Annotated in this window: 11 protein-coding genes; 6 read left to right on the top strand and 5 right to left on the bottom strand. The window is 63.9% G+C overall.

What is annotated here, in order from left to right:
- Positions 1-25: 25 nt before the first annotated feature.
- On the bottom strand, positions 26-457 hold the full coding sequence (locus tag N4261_RS00055; protein WP_261758164.1) for a cupin domain-containing protein: 432 nt from the start codon (positions 455-457) through the stop codon (positions 26-28).
- Positions 458-738: 281 nt separating this feature from the next.
- Here N4261_RS00055 and N4261_RS00050 point away from each other — a divergent pair, with 281 nt between their 5' ends.
- The 4 genes from N4261_RS00050 to N4261_RS00035 all read left to right on the top strand — a co-directional run bounded on the left by N4261_RS00050 (position 739) and on the right by N4261_RS00035 (position 4,115).
- Positions 739-1,683 (top strand): alpha/beta fold hydrolase, encoded by a 945-nt coding sequence (locus N4261_RS00050; protein ID WP_261758163.1) that lies wholly within the window; start codon positions 739-741, stop codon positions 1,681-1,683.
- 35 nt (positions 1,684-1,718) lie between these two features.
- Positions 1,719-2,390 (top strand): hypothetical protein, encoded by a 672-nt coding sequence (locus N4261_RS00045; protein WP_261758162.1) that lies wholly within the window; start codon positions 1,719-1,721, stop codon positions 2,388-2,390.
- Between the two features lie 109 nt (positions 2,391-2,499).
- Positions 2,500-3,336, top strand: a complete 837-nt coding sequence (locus N4261_RS00040; protein ID WP_261758161.1) for an alpha/beta fold hydrolase — start codon at positions 2,500-2,502, stop codon at positions 3,334-3,336.
- Between the two features lie 119 nt (positions 3,337-3,455).
- The gene (locus tag N4261_RS00035; RefSeq protein ID WP_261758160.1) at positions 3,456-4,115 is read left to right on the top strand and encodes a response regulator transcription factor; all 660 of its coding nucleotides are present in this window, start codon (positions 3,456-3,458) and stop codon (positions 4,113-4,115) included.
- On the opposite strand, the gene N4261_RS00030 is transcribed toward N4261_RS00035, so the two are convergent.
- A complete protein-coding gene (locus N4261_RS00030; RefSeq protein WP_261758159.1) occupies positions 4,105-6,870 on the bottom strand; it encodes an ATP-binding protein in 2,766 nt (921 codons plus the stop codon). The two genes, N4261_RS00035 and N4261_RS00030, sit on opposite strands and share 11 nt — an antisense overlap.
- A gap of 33 nt (positions 6,871-6,903) precedes the next feature.
- On the opposite strand from N4261_RS00030, the gene N4261_RS00025 reads away from it, so the two are divergent.
- Together N4261_RS00025 and N4261_RS00020 are read left to right on the top strand one after the other, a co-directional pair.
- Complete coding sequence (locus tag N4261_RS00025; RefSeq protein WP_261758158.1) at positions 6,904-7,431, top strand: GNAT family N-acetyltransferase; 528 nt, start codon at positions 6,904-6,906, stop codon at positions 7,429-7,431.
- A gap of 144 nt (positions 7,432-7,575) precedes the next feature.
- Entirely contained in the window at positions 7,576-8,127 is a 552-nt protein-coding gene (locus N4261_RS00020; protein ID WP_261758157.1) for an IS3 family transposase, read from the top strand.
- 451 nt (positions 8,128-8,578) lie between these two features.
- Here the strand turns inward: N4261_RS00020 and gyrB are convergent, their stop codons facing one another.
- From gyrB to dnaA, 3 genes are all read right to left on the bottom strand, one after another.
- Positions 8,579-11,107, bottom strand: coding sequence for a DNA topoisomerase (ATP-hydrolyzing) subunit B (gyrB, locus tag N4261_RS00015; protein WP_261758156.1), 2,529 nt, complete (start codon positions 11,105-11,107; stop codon positions 8,579-8,581).
- Between the two features lie 120 nt (positions 11,108-11,227).
- On the bottom strand, positions 11,228-12,352 hold the full coding sequence (gene dnaN, locus N4261_RS00010) for a DNA polymerase III subunit beta (protein WP_261758155.1): 1,125 nt from the start codon (positions 12,350-12,352) through the stop codon (positions 11,228-11,230).
- Between the two features lie 70 nt (positions 12,353-12,422).
- Positions 12,423-13,961, bottom strand: a complete 1,539-nt coding sequence (dnaA, locus tag N4261_RS00005) for a chromosomal replication initiator protein DnaA (protein WP_261758154.1) — start codon at positions 13,959-13,961, stop codon at positions 12,423-12,425.
- Positions 13,962-14,192: the final 231 nt, after the last annotated feature.

The following is a 14,192-nucleotide window of genomic DNA, read 5'->3' as shown; positions in this document are numbered from 1 at the left end:
GTCACTTGGCCAGCCCCCCAAGCCCTCATTTCTCGATCTTGACGAGCGGGGCGCCGGTCTTCACGACGTAGGTGGCCAGTTCGGAAGCGCGTCCGGCCCCAATGTTGCGTGCCACATGCGCCGTGCCGGCCGGAATGACGAGTGAGCTTCCGGCTTTGAGCACCACTGGCGGCCGACCCGCCAACTGGTACTCCATCACGCCTTCGATCACGAAGGCGACCTCCTCCCCGGGGTGGGAATGCCTGGGCGACACCACCCCTGGCTCGAAGTCCACGCGAGATTGAATGAGTTCGAAACCGGGCGCTGACAGGGCTTGCTGTGCAAGATCCGTGCGGGACAGGCCCTTTTGCCACTTCTGCATGCTGGGCGCTTGGGGGGGACGGGAGTCGGCGGCATGCACGGCGCCGGCAAGGCCCGTCACCAGGGCCAGCACAAGCGCGGCGGACAGTTGATTCATGAGTCAGTTCTCCATAACGGTTGATCGAGTCGATGGCGCGCCCCTTTTGATCTCGGTGGCTCGCCGTCAGCACGGATCAGATCCTTTAGATGGCGTTGGCGCCATTGAACGCGAGCCGTATGCGACCGACGCCTTGGTATGACATGGGGCTCGGCCGGCGCTGGCGCCGAAGGATTTTCATCGCTTAACTGGTGTTAACGGGACTGCGCTTCGAGACTTCATCCCAGCCGCCGACCCGGTGCGGCCTTGCCAACAGTCCCGCTTACTCAGGAGCACCCTTCATGACTTCCCTTTCTCGCCTCGCCGTGACCACCACACTGGCAGCCAGCCTGGCCGCGCAGGCCGGCGCCCAAGCGGCGCCTCAGACCCCGGCATCTTCGCCGGCTGCACTGACCGCCCAGTACGTCGCAGCCGCCGATGGCACGGCGCTGTACGTGAAGGACTGGGGCCCTCGCGATGGCCAGGTGGTGGTGTTCAGCCATGGATGGCCGCTGAATGCCGACAGCTGGGAGTCCCAGATGCAGTTCCTGGCAGAGAAGGGCTACCGGGTCGTGGCGCACGACCGGCGCGGCCACGGGCGGTCCGGCCAGCCCTGGGCGGGCAACAACATCGACCAGTACGCTGACGATCTGGACGTAGTACTCAAGGCCCTGGGCATCAAGCGTGCAACGCTGGTGGGCTTTTCCACCGGCGGGGGCGAAGTTGCCCGCTACATCGGCCGTCACGGGACGGGCCGCGTGGAAAAGGCGGTCCTCGTGAGCGCCATCACCCCGATCATGGGCCAGACGCCCACCAATCCGAACGGTGTTCCCAAGGCCGTCTTCGACAGCCTGCGCCAGGGATCGCTCGACAACCGGGCACAGCTGTACAAGGACATCGCCTCGGGCCCCTTCTTCGGCTTCAACCGTGAAGGTGCCAAGCTGTCCTCCGGCCTCGTCGACACTTTCTACGTGCAGGGCATGCAAGCCAGCAGCAAGGCCACTTATGACTGCATCGACGCCTTCTTCTATTCGGACTTCCGTGAGGACTTGAAGAAGTTCACCGTCCCGACGCTTGTGGTGCATGGCGTCGAAGACCAGATCGTCCCCATCGAGACGACCGGTCGTGCAACCGCCCGCCTGGTGAAGGGCGCCCGCCTCATTGAGTACCCCGGTGGCCCGCACGGCATTACCGACACCCACAAGGACCGCTTGAATCAGGACCTGCTGGCGTTCCTGCGTAGCTGAGCCATCCCTGTGCCTTCACTACAACGGAAATTCACATGACGTTCAATCCACTTGCCCCCGCCGCGCGCACTGCCAGTTCGCGGCTGCTCTTCACCCTGGTGCTCGGAGGTTCGCTGTTGTCGGGGCTCACAACAGCCGCGCTGGCTGCGCCTGACCAAGCCTCAGTGCCCACCACCCGCGCGTCGGTCCTGATGGATCTGAAGGATTACCAGGACTCCGGCCTTGCCGCGCTGGAGCGGGACGACTCCCGCTCGCAGATTGGTTCCCCCCAGTGGACGGCAGCACGAGATCGTTACCTGATGCTGCGGATGATCTCCACCCAGCCTGACAGCATGACGGGCACGACCCGCGCGCAGGTGCTTGCAGACCTCATGCGCTATCGCGACTCCGGCCTGGCGGCCATCGAACGTCGCGATGGTGAGGCATCGCACGAATCAAGCGAGCGCGAAGCCGCGCTGGCCCGGTACGAGGCCCTCAGCGGAATCCGCGCGATGTCCGGGCGCTCTTTGTCGCGGGCCGAGGTGCTGGCTGACCTGCACATCTACCAGGAGTCGGGGCTCGTCGACCTTGACCGCGCTGACGCCGGCCCTGCCGTGGAAACTGCCGCCTATCAGGCCGCTCTGGCCAAGTACGAATCGCTGCGCAGCGGTAGCCGCTACCAGACGCTGCTGACGCGGTTTCAGGACGCCAGCCGCAAGCCAGGCTGACTGCTTGGCATGAGGAGCCCCCGGCCGTGCGCTGCGGCCGGGGAATGGCCGGTCATGCCGTGGGCCCTCAAGGCCCGCGCATACGCGCCTGAACACCCGGAGTTTCCCCGTGACGTACTACATCACCGCCCGAGATGGCGCTCGAATCTTCTACAAGGATTGGGGCAGTGGTCCGCCCGTGGTCTTCAGCCATGGTTGGCCCACGAACGCTGACAGCTGGGAATCCCAGATGATGTTCCTGTCCTCCAGAGGCCTGCGGACCATCGCCCATGACCGCCGTGGTCATGGACGCTCGACCCAGACCTGGGACGGCAACGATCTGGACTCCTATGCGGACGACCTCAGCACCCTGCTCGAGGTTCTGGATCTTCGCCAAGCCGTTCTGGTGGGATTCGCGGCCGGTGCGGCAGAGGTGGTCCGGTGTGTGGCGCGCCACGGTCTTCGCCGGGTGGCCAAGCTCGTGCTGATAAGCGGCCTGTTGCCCCTGGCCGTGAGCGCTGACGCAGACACGGCCGCTCCACTGCGCAGTGTCCTGCTGGACCTGCAGGATCGTGAACGGGACAACAGGGCAGCGCTATATGCGGAACTGGCGGCAGGGCCTCAATATGGTTTGAACCGGGAGGGTGCGGTTCGCCCGAAAGGTCTGGTTGAGAAGTTCCTTGCACAAGGTCTGCAGGCCAGCCATCGAAGCGCCCACGCTTGCCTGGGAGCGCTCACAGACACCGATCTCAGTGCTGATCTGAAGATGTTGACAGTGCCCACCCTGCTGGTGCAGGGGGACGACGATCAGATCGTCCCTGCGGGCGCTGGCTGCGCGGACGCGGCACCCCTGCTGCGCTGTGCGTCACTGCGACGATACGCGCAGGCTCCCCATGGACTCATCGACACGCATAAGGACCGCCTCAATGTTGAGCTCCTGGCCTTCATCAGTGGAAACGACAAATGACCGACTCTTCAATGCCTGCCTCCATGGTTCGAGATGCATTCGTCGCTGACGGGCACGTAATGAATGCAAGCGCGTTGCGAGCGTATGAATCAGGGCGGCGCACGAGCACGAGCGCCTCGATGCCCAGCCGCACCGTCTTTCTCCTGGATCAGGACCCATCGCTGCGTCTTGGTCTGGCCAGTGCCCTTCGCAGCATGATGATCGATGTGCGGGAGTTCGCCTCCGTCCCGGAGTTCCTGGCGGGGCCTGCGCCAAAGGTGCCTTCTTGCCTGGTGGCCGAGATCCGTCCGCACGGGGGCAGCGGGTTGCTGCTTCAGCAGACGCTCAAGAGCACCGCCCTGGCCAGTATGCCGCTGATCTTCGTCAGTGGACACTGCGACGTGTCAACGACCGTCAAGGCCATGAAAGCAGGCGCTTGGGACTTCCTCGAGAAGCCCCTGCGCACCCAGGAGATGATCGACTCGGTGGTCGGTGCGCTTGAGCATGACGAACGGCGGAGAAACACTGAGCGTTCTCGTGAAGTCGTGGTCGCGCGCTGGTACTCGCTCACCCGCAGGGAGAAGGAAGTGCTGGCCGCGGTGGCCAAAGGCCGCCTGAGCAAACAGATCGCGGCCGACCTCGGGATTGCCGAGATCACGGCGAAGATTCATCGCAGCAATGGCATGCGCAAGATGGCCTGCCGAACGGTGGCGGAGCTGATGACTCAGCTCTACGCCTTTGATCTGCTTCAGGCGGAGGCACCTGTCAGCGATCGCCGGTCCTTCTCACTCACGTCTTGAGGTCGTCCAGTGGTCTGACAGGGTCGATTGCGAGCAGCACCGCCTCCGCTGCCGCCTGCATGGCGTTGACATCCCATAGCCCGCCAGCTTCGCATGCCGCTTGATACTGTTCGGGTGGCAGGGCTGTTAATGCGGTCTGGATGGAATCGGCTCGAAGGTTCGCTTCCACGGCGGGACGCTGAATGCCTGCGGCAGCATAAATGCGGTCGCCGTATGCGGTGAGGCTCGCTGCCAGCGCATGGTTATTGGTCAGGCATGCCAGCTGCGCGAGCACATCTGTCCAGGCATAGAGCAGTTCGTTGCCCACGTCCACCTCGAGGCGCTCCTTGGCCATGTGGGCGGCCATGAGCGGCTCGCCGATGCTGAGATAGGCGGCCGCGAGACTGATCGGCAGCCAGTGCAGGGCCTGACGGTACTGGCCGTTCTTGTGTTCGTCGAACAGCGGTTGCCCCAGCGCGATAGCTTGTGCGGCGCGGCCGCTCGAAATCTGAATGCTCATCAGGCGGGTGACCAGGCCCATTCGTCCATGAGCGTCCCCGTCAGGAACCACGGCCGCCCAACGCTCAGCGGTCTGGACCTCCTGGGTCCGTCCCAGGCGGTGGGCCGCCATGACCAGCCCAGAGGCGCAGAAGGTGAGCAGTCGGTCGGGCAAGCCGGATTTGTCCATGGCGGCAATCTCGTCCAGCACGGCGGCCAGGGCGTCGTCGTTGTTGCGGGCCAGGTCGAGGCAATTGGCCTTCAGGACGAGAAGGTCGATGAGCGCGACGCTGTTGGCCGCGGCCCTGTAGGCGGGGTCGGCCAGGCCAAGCCAATGCACGGCCTTGGCGCGATTGCCGTAGGTCCAGTGGATGATGGCCTCGCGGACCCAGCCGCAGGAGATTGCATGGTCAACGTGTTCAGTCGCGAAGCACTCCGTTTTCGCGAGGTATTGTCCGGATTCCCAGATGCCGCCCGACCTTCGCAACACGAACGCGAGGCTGGAGGCCAGGCCGAGGGCCAGCAGGCCGTCATGGTCCATCGCCCATTGCAGGGCGGGACGGGCATTGTGCAGCTCGGCCTGAAGCTCGCGGACGCCGTCGTCCAGCCGCATGGTTCCGTCCAGGGCAGCTTTGCGAACGCGGGAGAAGAACGCTTCCATCACCTGAGCGTGACGCTGTCGCATCGGCGAAAGCTCACGGGTTGAACCCAGCACTTCCAGCGCAAACGCGCGTGTGCTTTCCAGCAATCTGTAGCGCGTGACGATGCCGTCGTCCTCGGGAACCACCAAGGAACGATCAATGAGCTCGGAGAGCGCCTCCATGACACGCCAAGGATCTTCGCCTTCAATATTCACGACCGGCTCGAGCAGCTGCATCGAGGTGCTGCCAAGGAAGACGCCCATGCGCCGAACAACGGACTGCTCGTACGGCCCCAGCAAAGACACGCTCCAGGACAGTGCGGCGCGCAACGTGCGCTGGCGATCAGGGGCGTCTCGCCGGCCGGCGCTCATCGCCAGTCGGCGTGCATCAAGCGCGTCCGCCACGCCCTTGAGCCCCAGCAGCGGCACGGCCGCGGCGGCGTATTCAATGGCCAGTGGTACGCCGTCGACCCGCAGGCAGATGTCGGAGACAAGGTCCAGGTTCTGCTGGGTGATGGGCAGCGGGCGGCCGAACTGTCTGCAGTGCCGCAGAAACAGAGCCTGTGCGGGCCATTGCTGCGCCTGACCATGATCCATGCCCGTCTGCGCCACCTCCAAAGGAGGCACGAGAACCACCAGCTCGCCGGCAATCTTGAGGCGAACCTGGCTCGTGACCAACAAGTGAACCTGGGGACACCCTTCCAGAAGTTGGTGGGCCATGGACGCCACGGCGTCGACCATGTGCTCCGCATTGTCGAGAATGAGCAGCGCCTGCGAGCTGCGCAGCGCCGCCACCAAGGCTTTGGCGCTCGCGTGGTCCGTGACCGCCACATCAGAAGCCTGGGCGATGGCGGCAACCAGATGCTGGTCGCTGCTGAGCGCTGCGAGATCGATCCAGTACACCGGCGCGGCTTCCTGAGCGCCCATGCCATGCGCGTGGCCAGAGCGGAGCGCCCGAGCGAGGGCGGTCTTGCCGGTGCCGGGATGGCCCGTCAACGTCACGAGTCGGCCAAGACCAAATGCTTCACGGATCTGTTCGAGCAAGGCATCCCGGCCCAGCAGTCTGCGGGTTTCATCGGTAGCCGCGCGCTGGCCGGCGGGCCCGGTGACGCTGATCTGGCCACAGCTTGCCGACGATTCATCCGCCTGCAATTGGGCGGTGAACTGGTAGCCCCGCCCGGGGACAGTCGCAATGAGCTCCGGCCCCAGTTCCTTTCGCAGGGCGCTCATGGCAACCCGCACGCTGCCCTCGTCAACGACCGTGGTCGGCCAGACGATCGTCATCAGCTCGTGTTTGGACACGACGCGCCCGTGCCGCTCCACAAGCGCCACAAGGATATCGAATGCGCGCGCGCCCAGCGAGACGGCTTGTCCGTCCCTGGACAACAGCCGCAGAGCGGGGGACAGCTCATAGGCGCCGAACCTGACGCTGCGCACCGCGGGGGCTCCTATGGAGTCATGCTCAGACAAGAAACTACCTTTTACTGGCGCAGTAAAGAGGGCAACGAGACAGCCGCCGTTCTTCAGGACCATTCCCTCCGGCCCTTGTCCGCGCAAGCGGCGCTGCCTCATGAATACAGAAGAGCGCAATTCTACGGGGCAGAACCGCAGCGGCAGCGTGTACGCGGCTTTGGACATGCTGGCATACCAGCACTCACACGGAGATAGCCGATGCAAGTTGAATGGGTGACGGCCACGGACGAGATCAAATCCGACCTGGCGGGCGTGCTGTTGCGGGCTATGCGGCAGAGCCTGGAGGACAGCGCCCTCGATCCTCTTCGGACGCGTGACCATTTTCTTCAGACGCTGCGCCCGCATGACGCAACGGTCATGCAGCTGAGCGGGAGGATCGCTGGGTTCTACGTCCTGCGGCGTCGGGATACCGACCTCTATCTGGACCACCTGTACGTGGATCCGGATCTTCAGAGGCAAGGGCTTGGCGCTTGCGCACTGGCGCGGGTGCTGGCGCTCTCGGATGCACATCAGCTCGACGTGCGGCTTCGGGCGCTTCGGCTCAGCGACGCCACTCGGTTCTACGAGCGGCATGGCTTCACGCGGGAATATGAAGGCGAGACGGACATTCAGTACGTCCGCCGATGTAGTTTGGCCGCACCGGGGGGCTTAAAGGGATCAGCAGCGTGCTGTCCAGCCCGCAGTGAGGGAGCCGAACCGTGGTGGGGTCGTATCGTGCGCACCTAACGGTGGTCGCTGGCCCGGCCGGTGCCTTGGATATTCGACAGTCGGCGACGACCACACAGTGAAATGACCGAATCTTGCCCATGGACGCCGTGAAGACAAAAAAACCTGACGCCGTCCGCGAAGCGGCAGGTGATCGAGGTCTTGGTGACCGAGCACAGCCTGTCGATCTTACGAGCCTGCAGGGCCGCAGGCTTGTTGCGGGCGGCGTATTACAAAGTGCCGCTGCAGCCGATGGAAAGGGACGCCGAGGTCACTGATGCGCTTAACGGCGTCGTTGAGCGCAATGGCCGTTGGGGCTTCTGGAAGTGCTTTGACCGGCTACGCCTGGACGGCCGGCCATGGAACCACAAGCGGGTTTGGCGGGTGTACTGCGAGCTGGGGCTGAACATCCGCCGCCGAATGAACCGCCGCATTCCCAATCGAGAACCCGTGCCGCTGGCTGCGGGTTCGTACGTCAATCAGGGGTGGGCCTTGGACTTCATGAATGACGTGCTTTACGACGGTCGCCGGTTCCGAACGTTCAACGTGATCGACGAGGCCGACCGCGAGGCGCTTACCATCCAGGTGGGCCAATCGCTGCCGGCCTCGATGCTGATTCGCACTATGGACCGGCTGGTGGACTGGTACGGCCCGCCGCTGTCGATTCGCATGGACAACAGAGACCGAACAGTATGTGGACTACGTCTTCTTTGCTGACGTCAGAGCGAAGGACCCCAGGTTCAGCAATCGATGGATTGCTCATTGGAGAGCACAGAGGCTTGTTCCGCGTTGACAAGGAATCGATGGCCGTGTCCTTGCTGCGAGCTATGAACGGCGATAACGAAGACGCCAGGTTTAAGAAGGCTGCAGGCAAAGTGCTCAGTGAGTGGCGGCGTCTCGGTACACCTCCAAAGGCTACGCAGTTCGCAAGCGGCTAAGGTCCGCTGGCAGCCTGAAGCGCCCACCCGCGGGCGCCAGCTCACCCAGCGCGAGTGGAGTCAAGCACATGGACATCCCCTCCGCCATCATCAAAGAAAAAAGCCCCTGACTCTTTACGAATCAGAGGCTTGTGCGCGTCATCAGACGGAAAGTCCGGCGCTATCCAGCATCTCCGTCCAGCGAATTCAAGACCTGTCCGGCTAAAACCGTCATCTAACAAACCGGCAGATCAAACGTCAATATTCGCCGCCCTCAGCGCATTCTGCTCAATGAACTCACGCCGCGGCTCGACCTCATCACCCATCAGCATCGTGAACACGCGATCGGCCTCGATCGCATCCTCGATCTGCACGCGCAACAGGCGACGAACCGTCGGATCCATCGTCGTCTCCCACAGCTGTTCCGGGTTCATCTCACCCAGGCCCTTGTAGCGCTGGCGGCCGACGCTGGATTCCGCCTGCGTCATCAGCCAAGCCATCGCGGCGCGGAAGTCGCCGACCTTGGATTCCTTGGCCTTCTCGCCCTCGCCCTTGCGGATCACAGCCTCTTCGGTGACCAGACCCTTGAAGGTCTTGCCCGCCGTGGCCAGCACCTCGTAGTCCGCGCCGTGCACGAAGTCCGCGGTGATGATGCTCGATCGCACATTGCCGTGATGGCGGCGCGAGATGCGCAGCAGCAGCTTGTCGGTGCGAGGATCGGTCTCTGCCGTCACGGTGGCGTCGTGCAGTTGGGACTGCAGCGCGGTGGCGGCGATGTCGGCTGCATCCTTGGTGTCGAGGTTGATCGCCAGGCCGGAGGCCAGCAGGTGCAGCGCTTCGCCGTCCATCCAGGCGGAAAGGCGCTGGATCACGTTCTGCGCGGCGACGTACTGGCGCGCCTTGCCTTCCAGGTCTTCACCCTTGAGCACTGGCCCATTGCCCACGCCCGCGGTGTGCAGCTCGGCATCGTTGAGCGCGACCTTCAACAGGAAGCCATCGAGCTCATGGCCGTCCTTCAGGTACTGCTCCTGCTTGCCGACCTTCACCTTGTAGAGCGGCGGCTGCGCAATGTAGATGTGGCCGCGCTCGACCAGCTCCGGCATCTGCCGGTAGAAGAAGGTCAGCAGCAGCGTGCGGATGTGGGCACCGTCCACGTCCGCGTCGGTCATGATGATGATGCGGTGGTAGCGAAGCTTGTCCGGATTGAAGTCGTCGCTGCCGGCGCCGCGGCCGATGCCGGTGCCCAGCGCCGTGATCAGCGTGATGATTTCGTTGCTGGTCAGCAGCTTCTCGTAGCGCGCTTTCTCGACGTTCAGGATCTTGCCGCGCAGCGGCAGGATCGCCTGGAACTTGCGGTCGCGGCCCTGCTTGGCGGATCCGCCGGCGGAGTCACCCTCCACGATGTAGATCTCGCACAGGGCGGGATCCTTCTCCTGGCAGTCGGCGAGCTTGCCGGGCAGGCCCAGGCCGTCCAGCACGCCCTTGCGACGCGTCATTTCGCGGGCCTTGCGGGCCGCCTCGCGGGCGCGGGCGGCGTCCAGGATCTTGCCGCAGATGGTCTTGGCATCCAGCGGGTTCTCGAGCAGGTAGTCGGTCAGCAGGCGCGAGACGATGTCTTCCACCGGCGCGCGCACTTCGCTCGACACCAGCTTGTCCTTGGTCTGCGAGCTGAACTTCGGCTCCGGCACCTTGACGCTGACCACGCAGGCCAGGCCTTCGCGCATGTCGTCGCCGGCGACCTCGACCTTGGCCTTCTTGGCCAGCTCGTTGTCTTCGATGTACTTGTTGATCACCCGTGTCATCGCCGCGCGCAGGCCGGTCAGATGGGTGCCGCCGTCACGCTGCGGAATGTTGTTGGTGAAGCACAGGACGTTTTCATTGAACCCGTCGTTCCACTGCATCGAGACCTCCACACCAATGTTGGTGCCCTGGTCCGAGAGCTTGTCGCCCTGCGCATGGAAGATGTTGGGATGCAGCGTCGTCTTGCCCTTGTTGATGAACTCGACGAAGCCCTTCACGCCGCCCGCGTAGGCGAAGTTGTCTTCCTTGTTGTTGCGCTCGTCGACCAGGCGGATCTTCACGCCGTTGTTCAGGAACGAGAGCTCACGCAGGCGCTTGGCCAGGATGTCGTAGTGGAACTCGCTGTTCTGGGTGAAGATCTCGGTGTCGGGCAGGAAGTGGACTTCCGTGCCGCGCTTGTCGGTCTCGCCGACCACGCGCATCGGGCTGGTCTCGAAGCCGTCGCGGACTTCGATCAGGCGATCCTGCGGGATGCCCTTCTTGAATTCGATCTGATGGACCTTGCCCTCGCGGCGCACCGTCAGGCGCAGCGTCTTGGACAGCGCATTCACGCAGGACACGCCCACGCCGTGCAGACCGCCCGAGACCTTGTAGCTGTTCTGGTTGAACTTGCCGCCGGCATGCAGCTCGGTCAGCGCGATCTCGGCGGCCGAGCGCTTGGGCTCGTGCTTGTCGTCCATCTTCACGCCGGTCGGGATGCCGCGGCCGTTGTCGATGACGGAGATCGAATTGTCGGTGTGGATCGTGACGACGATGTCGTCGCAGTAGCCCGCGAGCGCCTCGTCGATGGAGTTGTCGACGACCTCGAAGACCAGGTGATGCAGGCCTGTGCCGTCGGACGTGTCGCCGATGTACATGCCGGGGCGCTTGCGGACCGCCTCCAGGCCTTCCAGGATCTGGATGCTGGACTCGCCGTAACCCGTGCCGTCGCCTTGCGGTGCGGGCACGGGGGTGTTCTCGGTATTCGGAGTGTCGCTCATCAGGGGGTACTCGAGGCCGCCACGCGGCCGTTTGTCAATCTGGCTAGAACCCCCGCCTGGCGGGGGCAGGGGATGCGCGACCCACCGCTCCCGACGAGGAGCGACCGGTGCGCAACGACCTTAAATCCTCATCGGCATGACCACGTACTTGAAGCCGGCGTGATCCGGGATGCTCAGCAGCGCGCTGGACGAACTGTCGTTCAGATCGATGCGCACCATGTCCTGGCTCATGTTGGCCAGCACGTCCATCAGGTAGGTCACATTGAAACCGGTTTCGATCTGGTCGCCGCCGTAGTCAATCTCGATCTCTTCCTTGGCCTCTTCCTGCTCGGCATTGCTGGAGGCAATCGACAGCAGACCCGGATCGAAGGCTAGGCGCACCGCCTTGAACTTCTCGCTGGTCAGGATGGCGGCGCGTTGCAACGCGGCCAGCAGTTGCTGACGGCCCAGGATGACGTGGAACTTGTGGTTCTTCGGGATGACACGGTTGTAGTCGGGGAACTTGCCCTCGACCAGCTTGGTCACGAATTCCATGCCGCTGAAGCTGAACTTGGCCTGATTGCCGGCAAAGCGCATCTCGATGGGCGCGTTTTCTTCCTCGCCCTTGCCGCCGTCCTTCAGCAGGCGCATCAGCTCCAGCACCGTCTTGCGGGGCAGGATCACTTCCTGCTTGGGCATTTCGGTGTCGGTTTCGGCCTGGGCCAGGCCCAGGCGGTGGCCGTCGGTGGCGACCAGCGTCAGCGTCTTGCCTTCGGCGACGAACAGGATGCCGTTCAGGTAGTAGCGGATGTCATGCACCGCCATCGCGAAGTGGACCTGGTTGATCAGTCCCTTGAGCGTCTTCTGCGGCACGCTGAACGCCGGGCCGAAGTCGGCGGCTTCCTGCACCAGCGGGAAGTCGTCGGCCGGCAGCGTCTGCAGCGTGAAGCGGCTCTTGCCGCCCTGCAGGGTCATCTTGCTCTGGTTGGAGGTCAGGCTGACGGTCTGGTCCGAGGGCATCGAACGCAGGATGTCGATCAGCTTGCGTGCGCCCACTGTGGTCGAGAAGTCGCCCGCGTCGCCATCGAACTCGACGGTCGTGCGGACCTGGATCTCCAGATCGCTGGTGGTCAGCTCCACCTGCGGGCCTTGCTTGCGGATCAGCACATTGGCCAGGATAGGCAGGGTGTGGCGCCTCTCCACAATGCCGGACACGGCCTGCAGTGCGGCAAGCACTTTGTCCTGGCTGGCTTTCAACACGATCATGTCAACCTCTCTCCACTGTTGGCTGTTCGGGCGAACGCGGCATTTTCGCTGATGGCCGAGTGATTTTTCGTCATCCCTTCAGCGTCTGCTCCAGCACGTGCAACTGCTGGTTCAGTTCGGTGTTCTTCTGGCGCTCACCGCCGATCTTGCGAACCGCATGCAACACCGTGGTGTGGTCGCGGCCGCCAAACAGCTCGCCGATCTCCGGCAGGCTCTTCTGGGTCAGTTCCTTGGCCAGGTACATCGCGATCTGGCGCGGGCGGGCAATGCTGGCCGGGCGCTTCTTCGAATACATGTCCGCGACCTTGATCTTGTAGAAATCGGCCACGGTCTTCTGGATGTTCTCCACCGAGATCTGCCGGTTCTGGATCGACAGCAGGTCCTTCAGCGCCTCGCGGGCCAGCTGAATGTTGATTTCCTTGTGCGAGAAGCGGCTGTAGGCCAGCACCTTTCGCAGGGCACCTTCCAGTTCCCGGACGTTGGCGCGCACATTCTTGGCGATGAAGAACGCCACATCCTCAGGCATCGGCGCGCCCTCGGCGTCAGCCTTCTTGATCAGGATGGCGACCCGCATTTCCAACTCGGGCGGCTCGATGGCCACCGTCAGACCGGCGTCGAAGCGGCTGGTCAGGCGCTCGTCGATGTCGACCAGCCCCTTGGGGTAGGTGTCGCTGGTCATGATGATGTGGGCCCGCTTGGCCAGCAGCGCCTCAAAGGCGTTGAAGAATTCTTCCTGCGTGCGGTCCTTGCCGGCGAAGAACTGCACATCATCGATCAGCAGCAGGTCCAGCGAGTGGTACTTGGCCTTGAGCTCGTCGAAGGTCTTGCGCTGGTAGTTCTTGACGACGTCCGAGATGAACTGCTCCGCATGCAGATACAGCACGCGCGCATCCGGGCGATCCTTCAGCAGCGCATTGCCGACCGCATGGATCAGGTGGGTCTTGCCCAGGCCGACGCCGCCATAGATGAACAGCGGGTTGTACATCTGGCCGGGCGCGCCGGCCACGTGCAGGGCCGCCGTGCGGGCCATCTGGTTGGCGCGGCCAGGCACCAGCGTGTCGAAGGTCAGGCTGGAGTTGATGCGGTGACGGGTGGCGCTGGGCGGCAGATTCTGCGGCGCCATCGGCGCCATGTTGCTGATCAGGCCGGCCGCAGTGGGCGGATTCATGGGCGCGGCCGCTGGCGTGGGACGTGCGCGGGCGGCGGATGAGGCCGTCTCGGCGCCGGGGGCCGCGTTCGGGCCGCTGCGCAGGCCGTGCTGCTGCAGCACCTGGCCCATGCCCAGGGCTGGCGCGCTGTTGCGCGGCAGCGGGACGATCGGTTCGCGCGGGGCGAGCGCCAGTTCCAGCCGGGCGGGCTTGCCGGCGAGTTCGCTCAGGATGGTTTCGATGCGGCTGGCGTACTGGCTGCGGATCCAGTCCAGCTTGAAGCGATTGGGCACGCGCAGCGACACCAGGACGGCGTCATCGCCGTTCTTTTCTTGCATGTGGACCACTTCCGCTGCGGGCAGCGGGCGGATCCAGGTGTTGAATTGCTGTTCAGGCAGTTCGGCGGCCAGCCGTTCGCAGCCGCGCTGCCACAGGGCCGCCCCTGACAAGTCTGCGCTCATTGTGGAAAACTTATTCTTCGAGCGGCCAGATTGTACTGACCCGAGGCCGCGGAACCAAGGTTATCCACAGATTTTTTGGCGGGGTCAAGCCCAGGTATTCCCCCGCCGATGCCGGGCTTGTGCCGCGCCTGCATTGACCGACCAACGAATCTTTGCTGTAATCGCGGGTTTTCCGGACGCCCGGACGTCAATGCGTGGGCCTCCGATTCGCTTCCAAGAGTCGTGCCCTCC

Origin of the sequence: Roseateles amylovorans, assembly GCF_025398155.2 — a bacterium.
Lineage (GTDB): Bacteria > Pseudomonadota > Gammaproteobacteria > Burkholderiales > Burkholderiaceae_C > Roseateles > Roseateles amylovorans.
Note: the sequence above shows the minus strand (reverse complement) of the source record. Positions and strands in the feature narration are given on the sequence as shown.

Excerpts from the sequence above, each read along its gene's own strand:
- N4261_RS00050 (WP_261758163.1), top strand. The coding sequence starts at position 739 with ATGACTTCCCTTTCTCGCCTCGCCGTGACCACCACACTGGCAGCCAGC.
- N4261_RS00035 (WP_261758160.1), top strand. The coding sequence starts at position 3,456 with ATGCCCAGCCGCACCGTCTTTCTCCTGGATCAGGACCCATCGCTGCGT.
- dnaA (WP_261758154.1), bottom strand. The coding sequence starts at position 13,961 with ATGAGCGCAGACTTGTCAGGGGCGGCCCTGTGGCAGCGCGGCTGCGAA.
- N4261_RS00045 (WP_261758162.1), top strand. The coding sequence starts at position 1,719 with ATGACGTTCAATCCACTTGCCCCCGCCGCGCGCACTGCCAGTTCGCGG.
- gyrB (WP_261758156.1), bottom strand. The coding sequence starts at position 11,107 with ATGAGCGACACTCCGAATACCGAGAACACCCCCGTGCCCGCACCGCAA.
- N4261_RS00030 (WP_261758159.1), bottom strand. The coding sequence starts at position 6,870 with ATGTCCAAAGCCGCGTACACGCTGCCGCTGCGGTTCTGCCCCGTAGAA.
- N4261_RS00025 (WP_261758158.1), top strand. The coding sequence starts at position 6,904 with ATGCAAGTTGAATGGGTGACGGCCACGGACGAGATCAAATCCGACCTG.
- dnaN (WP_261758155.1), bottom strand. The coding sequence starts at position 12,352 with ATGATCGTGTTGAAAGCCAGCCAGGACAAAGTGCTTGCCGCACTGCAG.
- N4261_RS00055 (WP_261758164.1), bottom strand. The coding sequence starts at position 457 with ATGAATCAACTGTCCGCCGCGCTTGTGCTGGCCCTGGTGACGGGCCTT.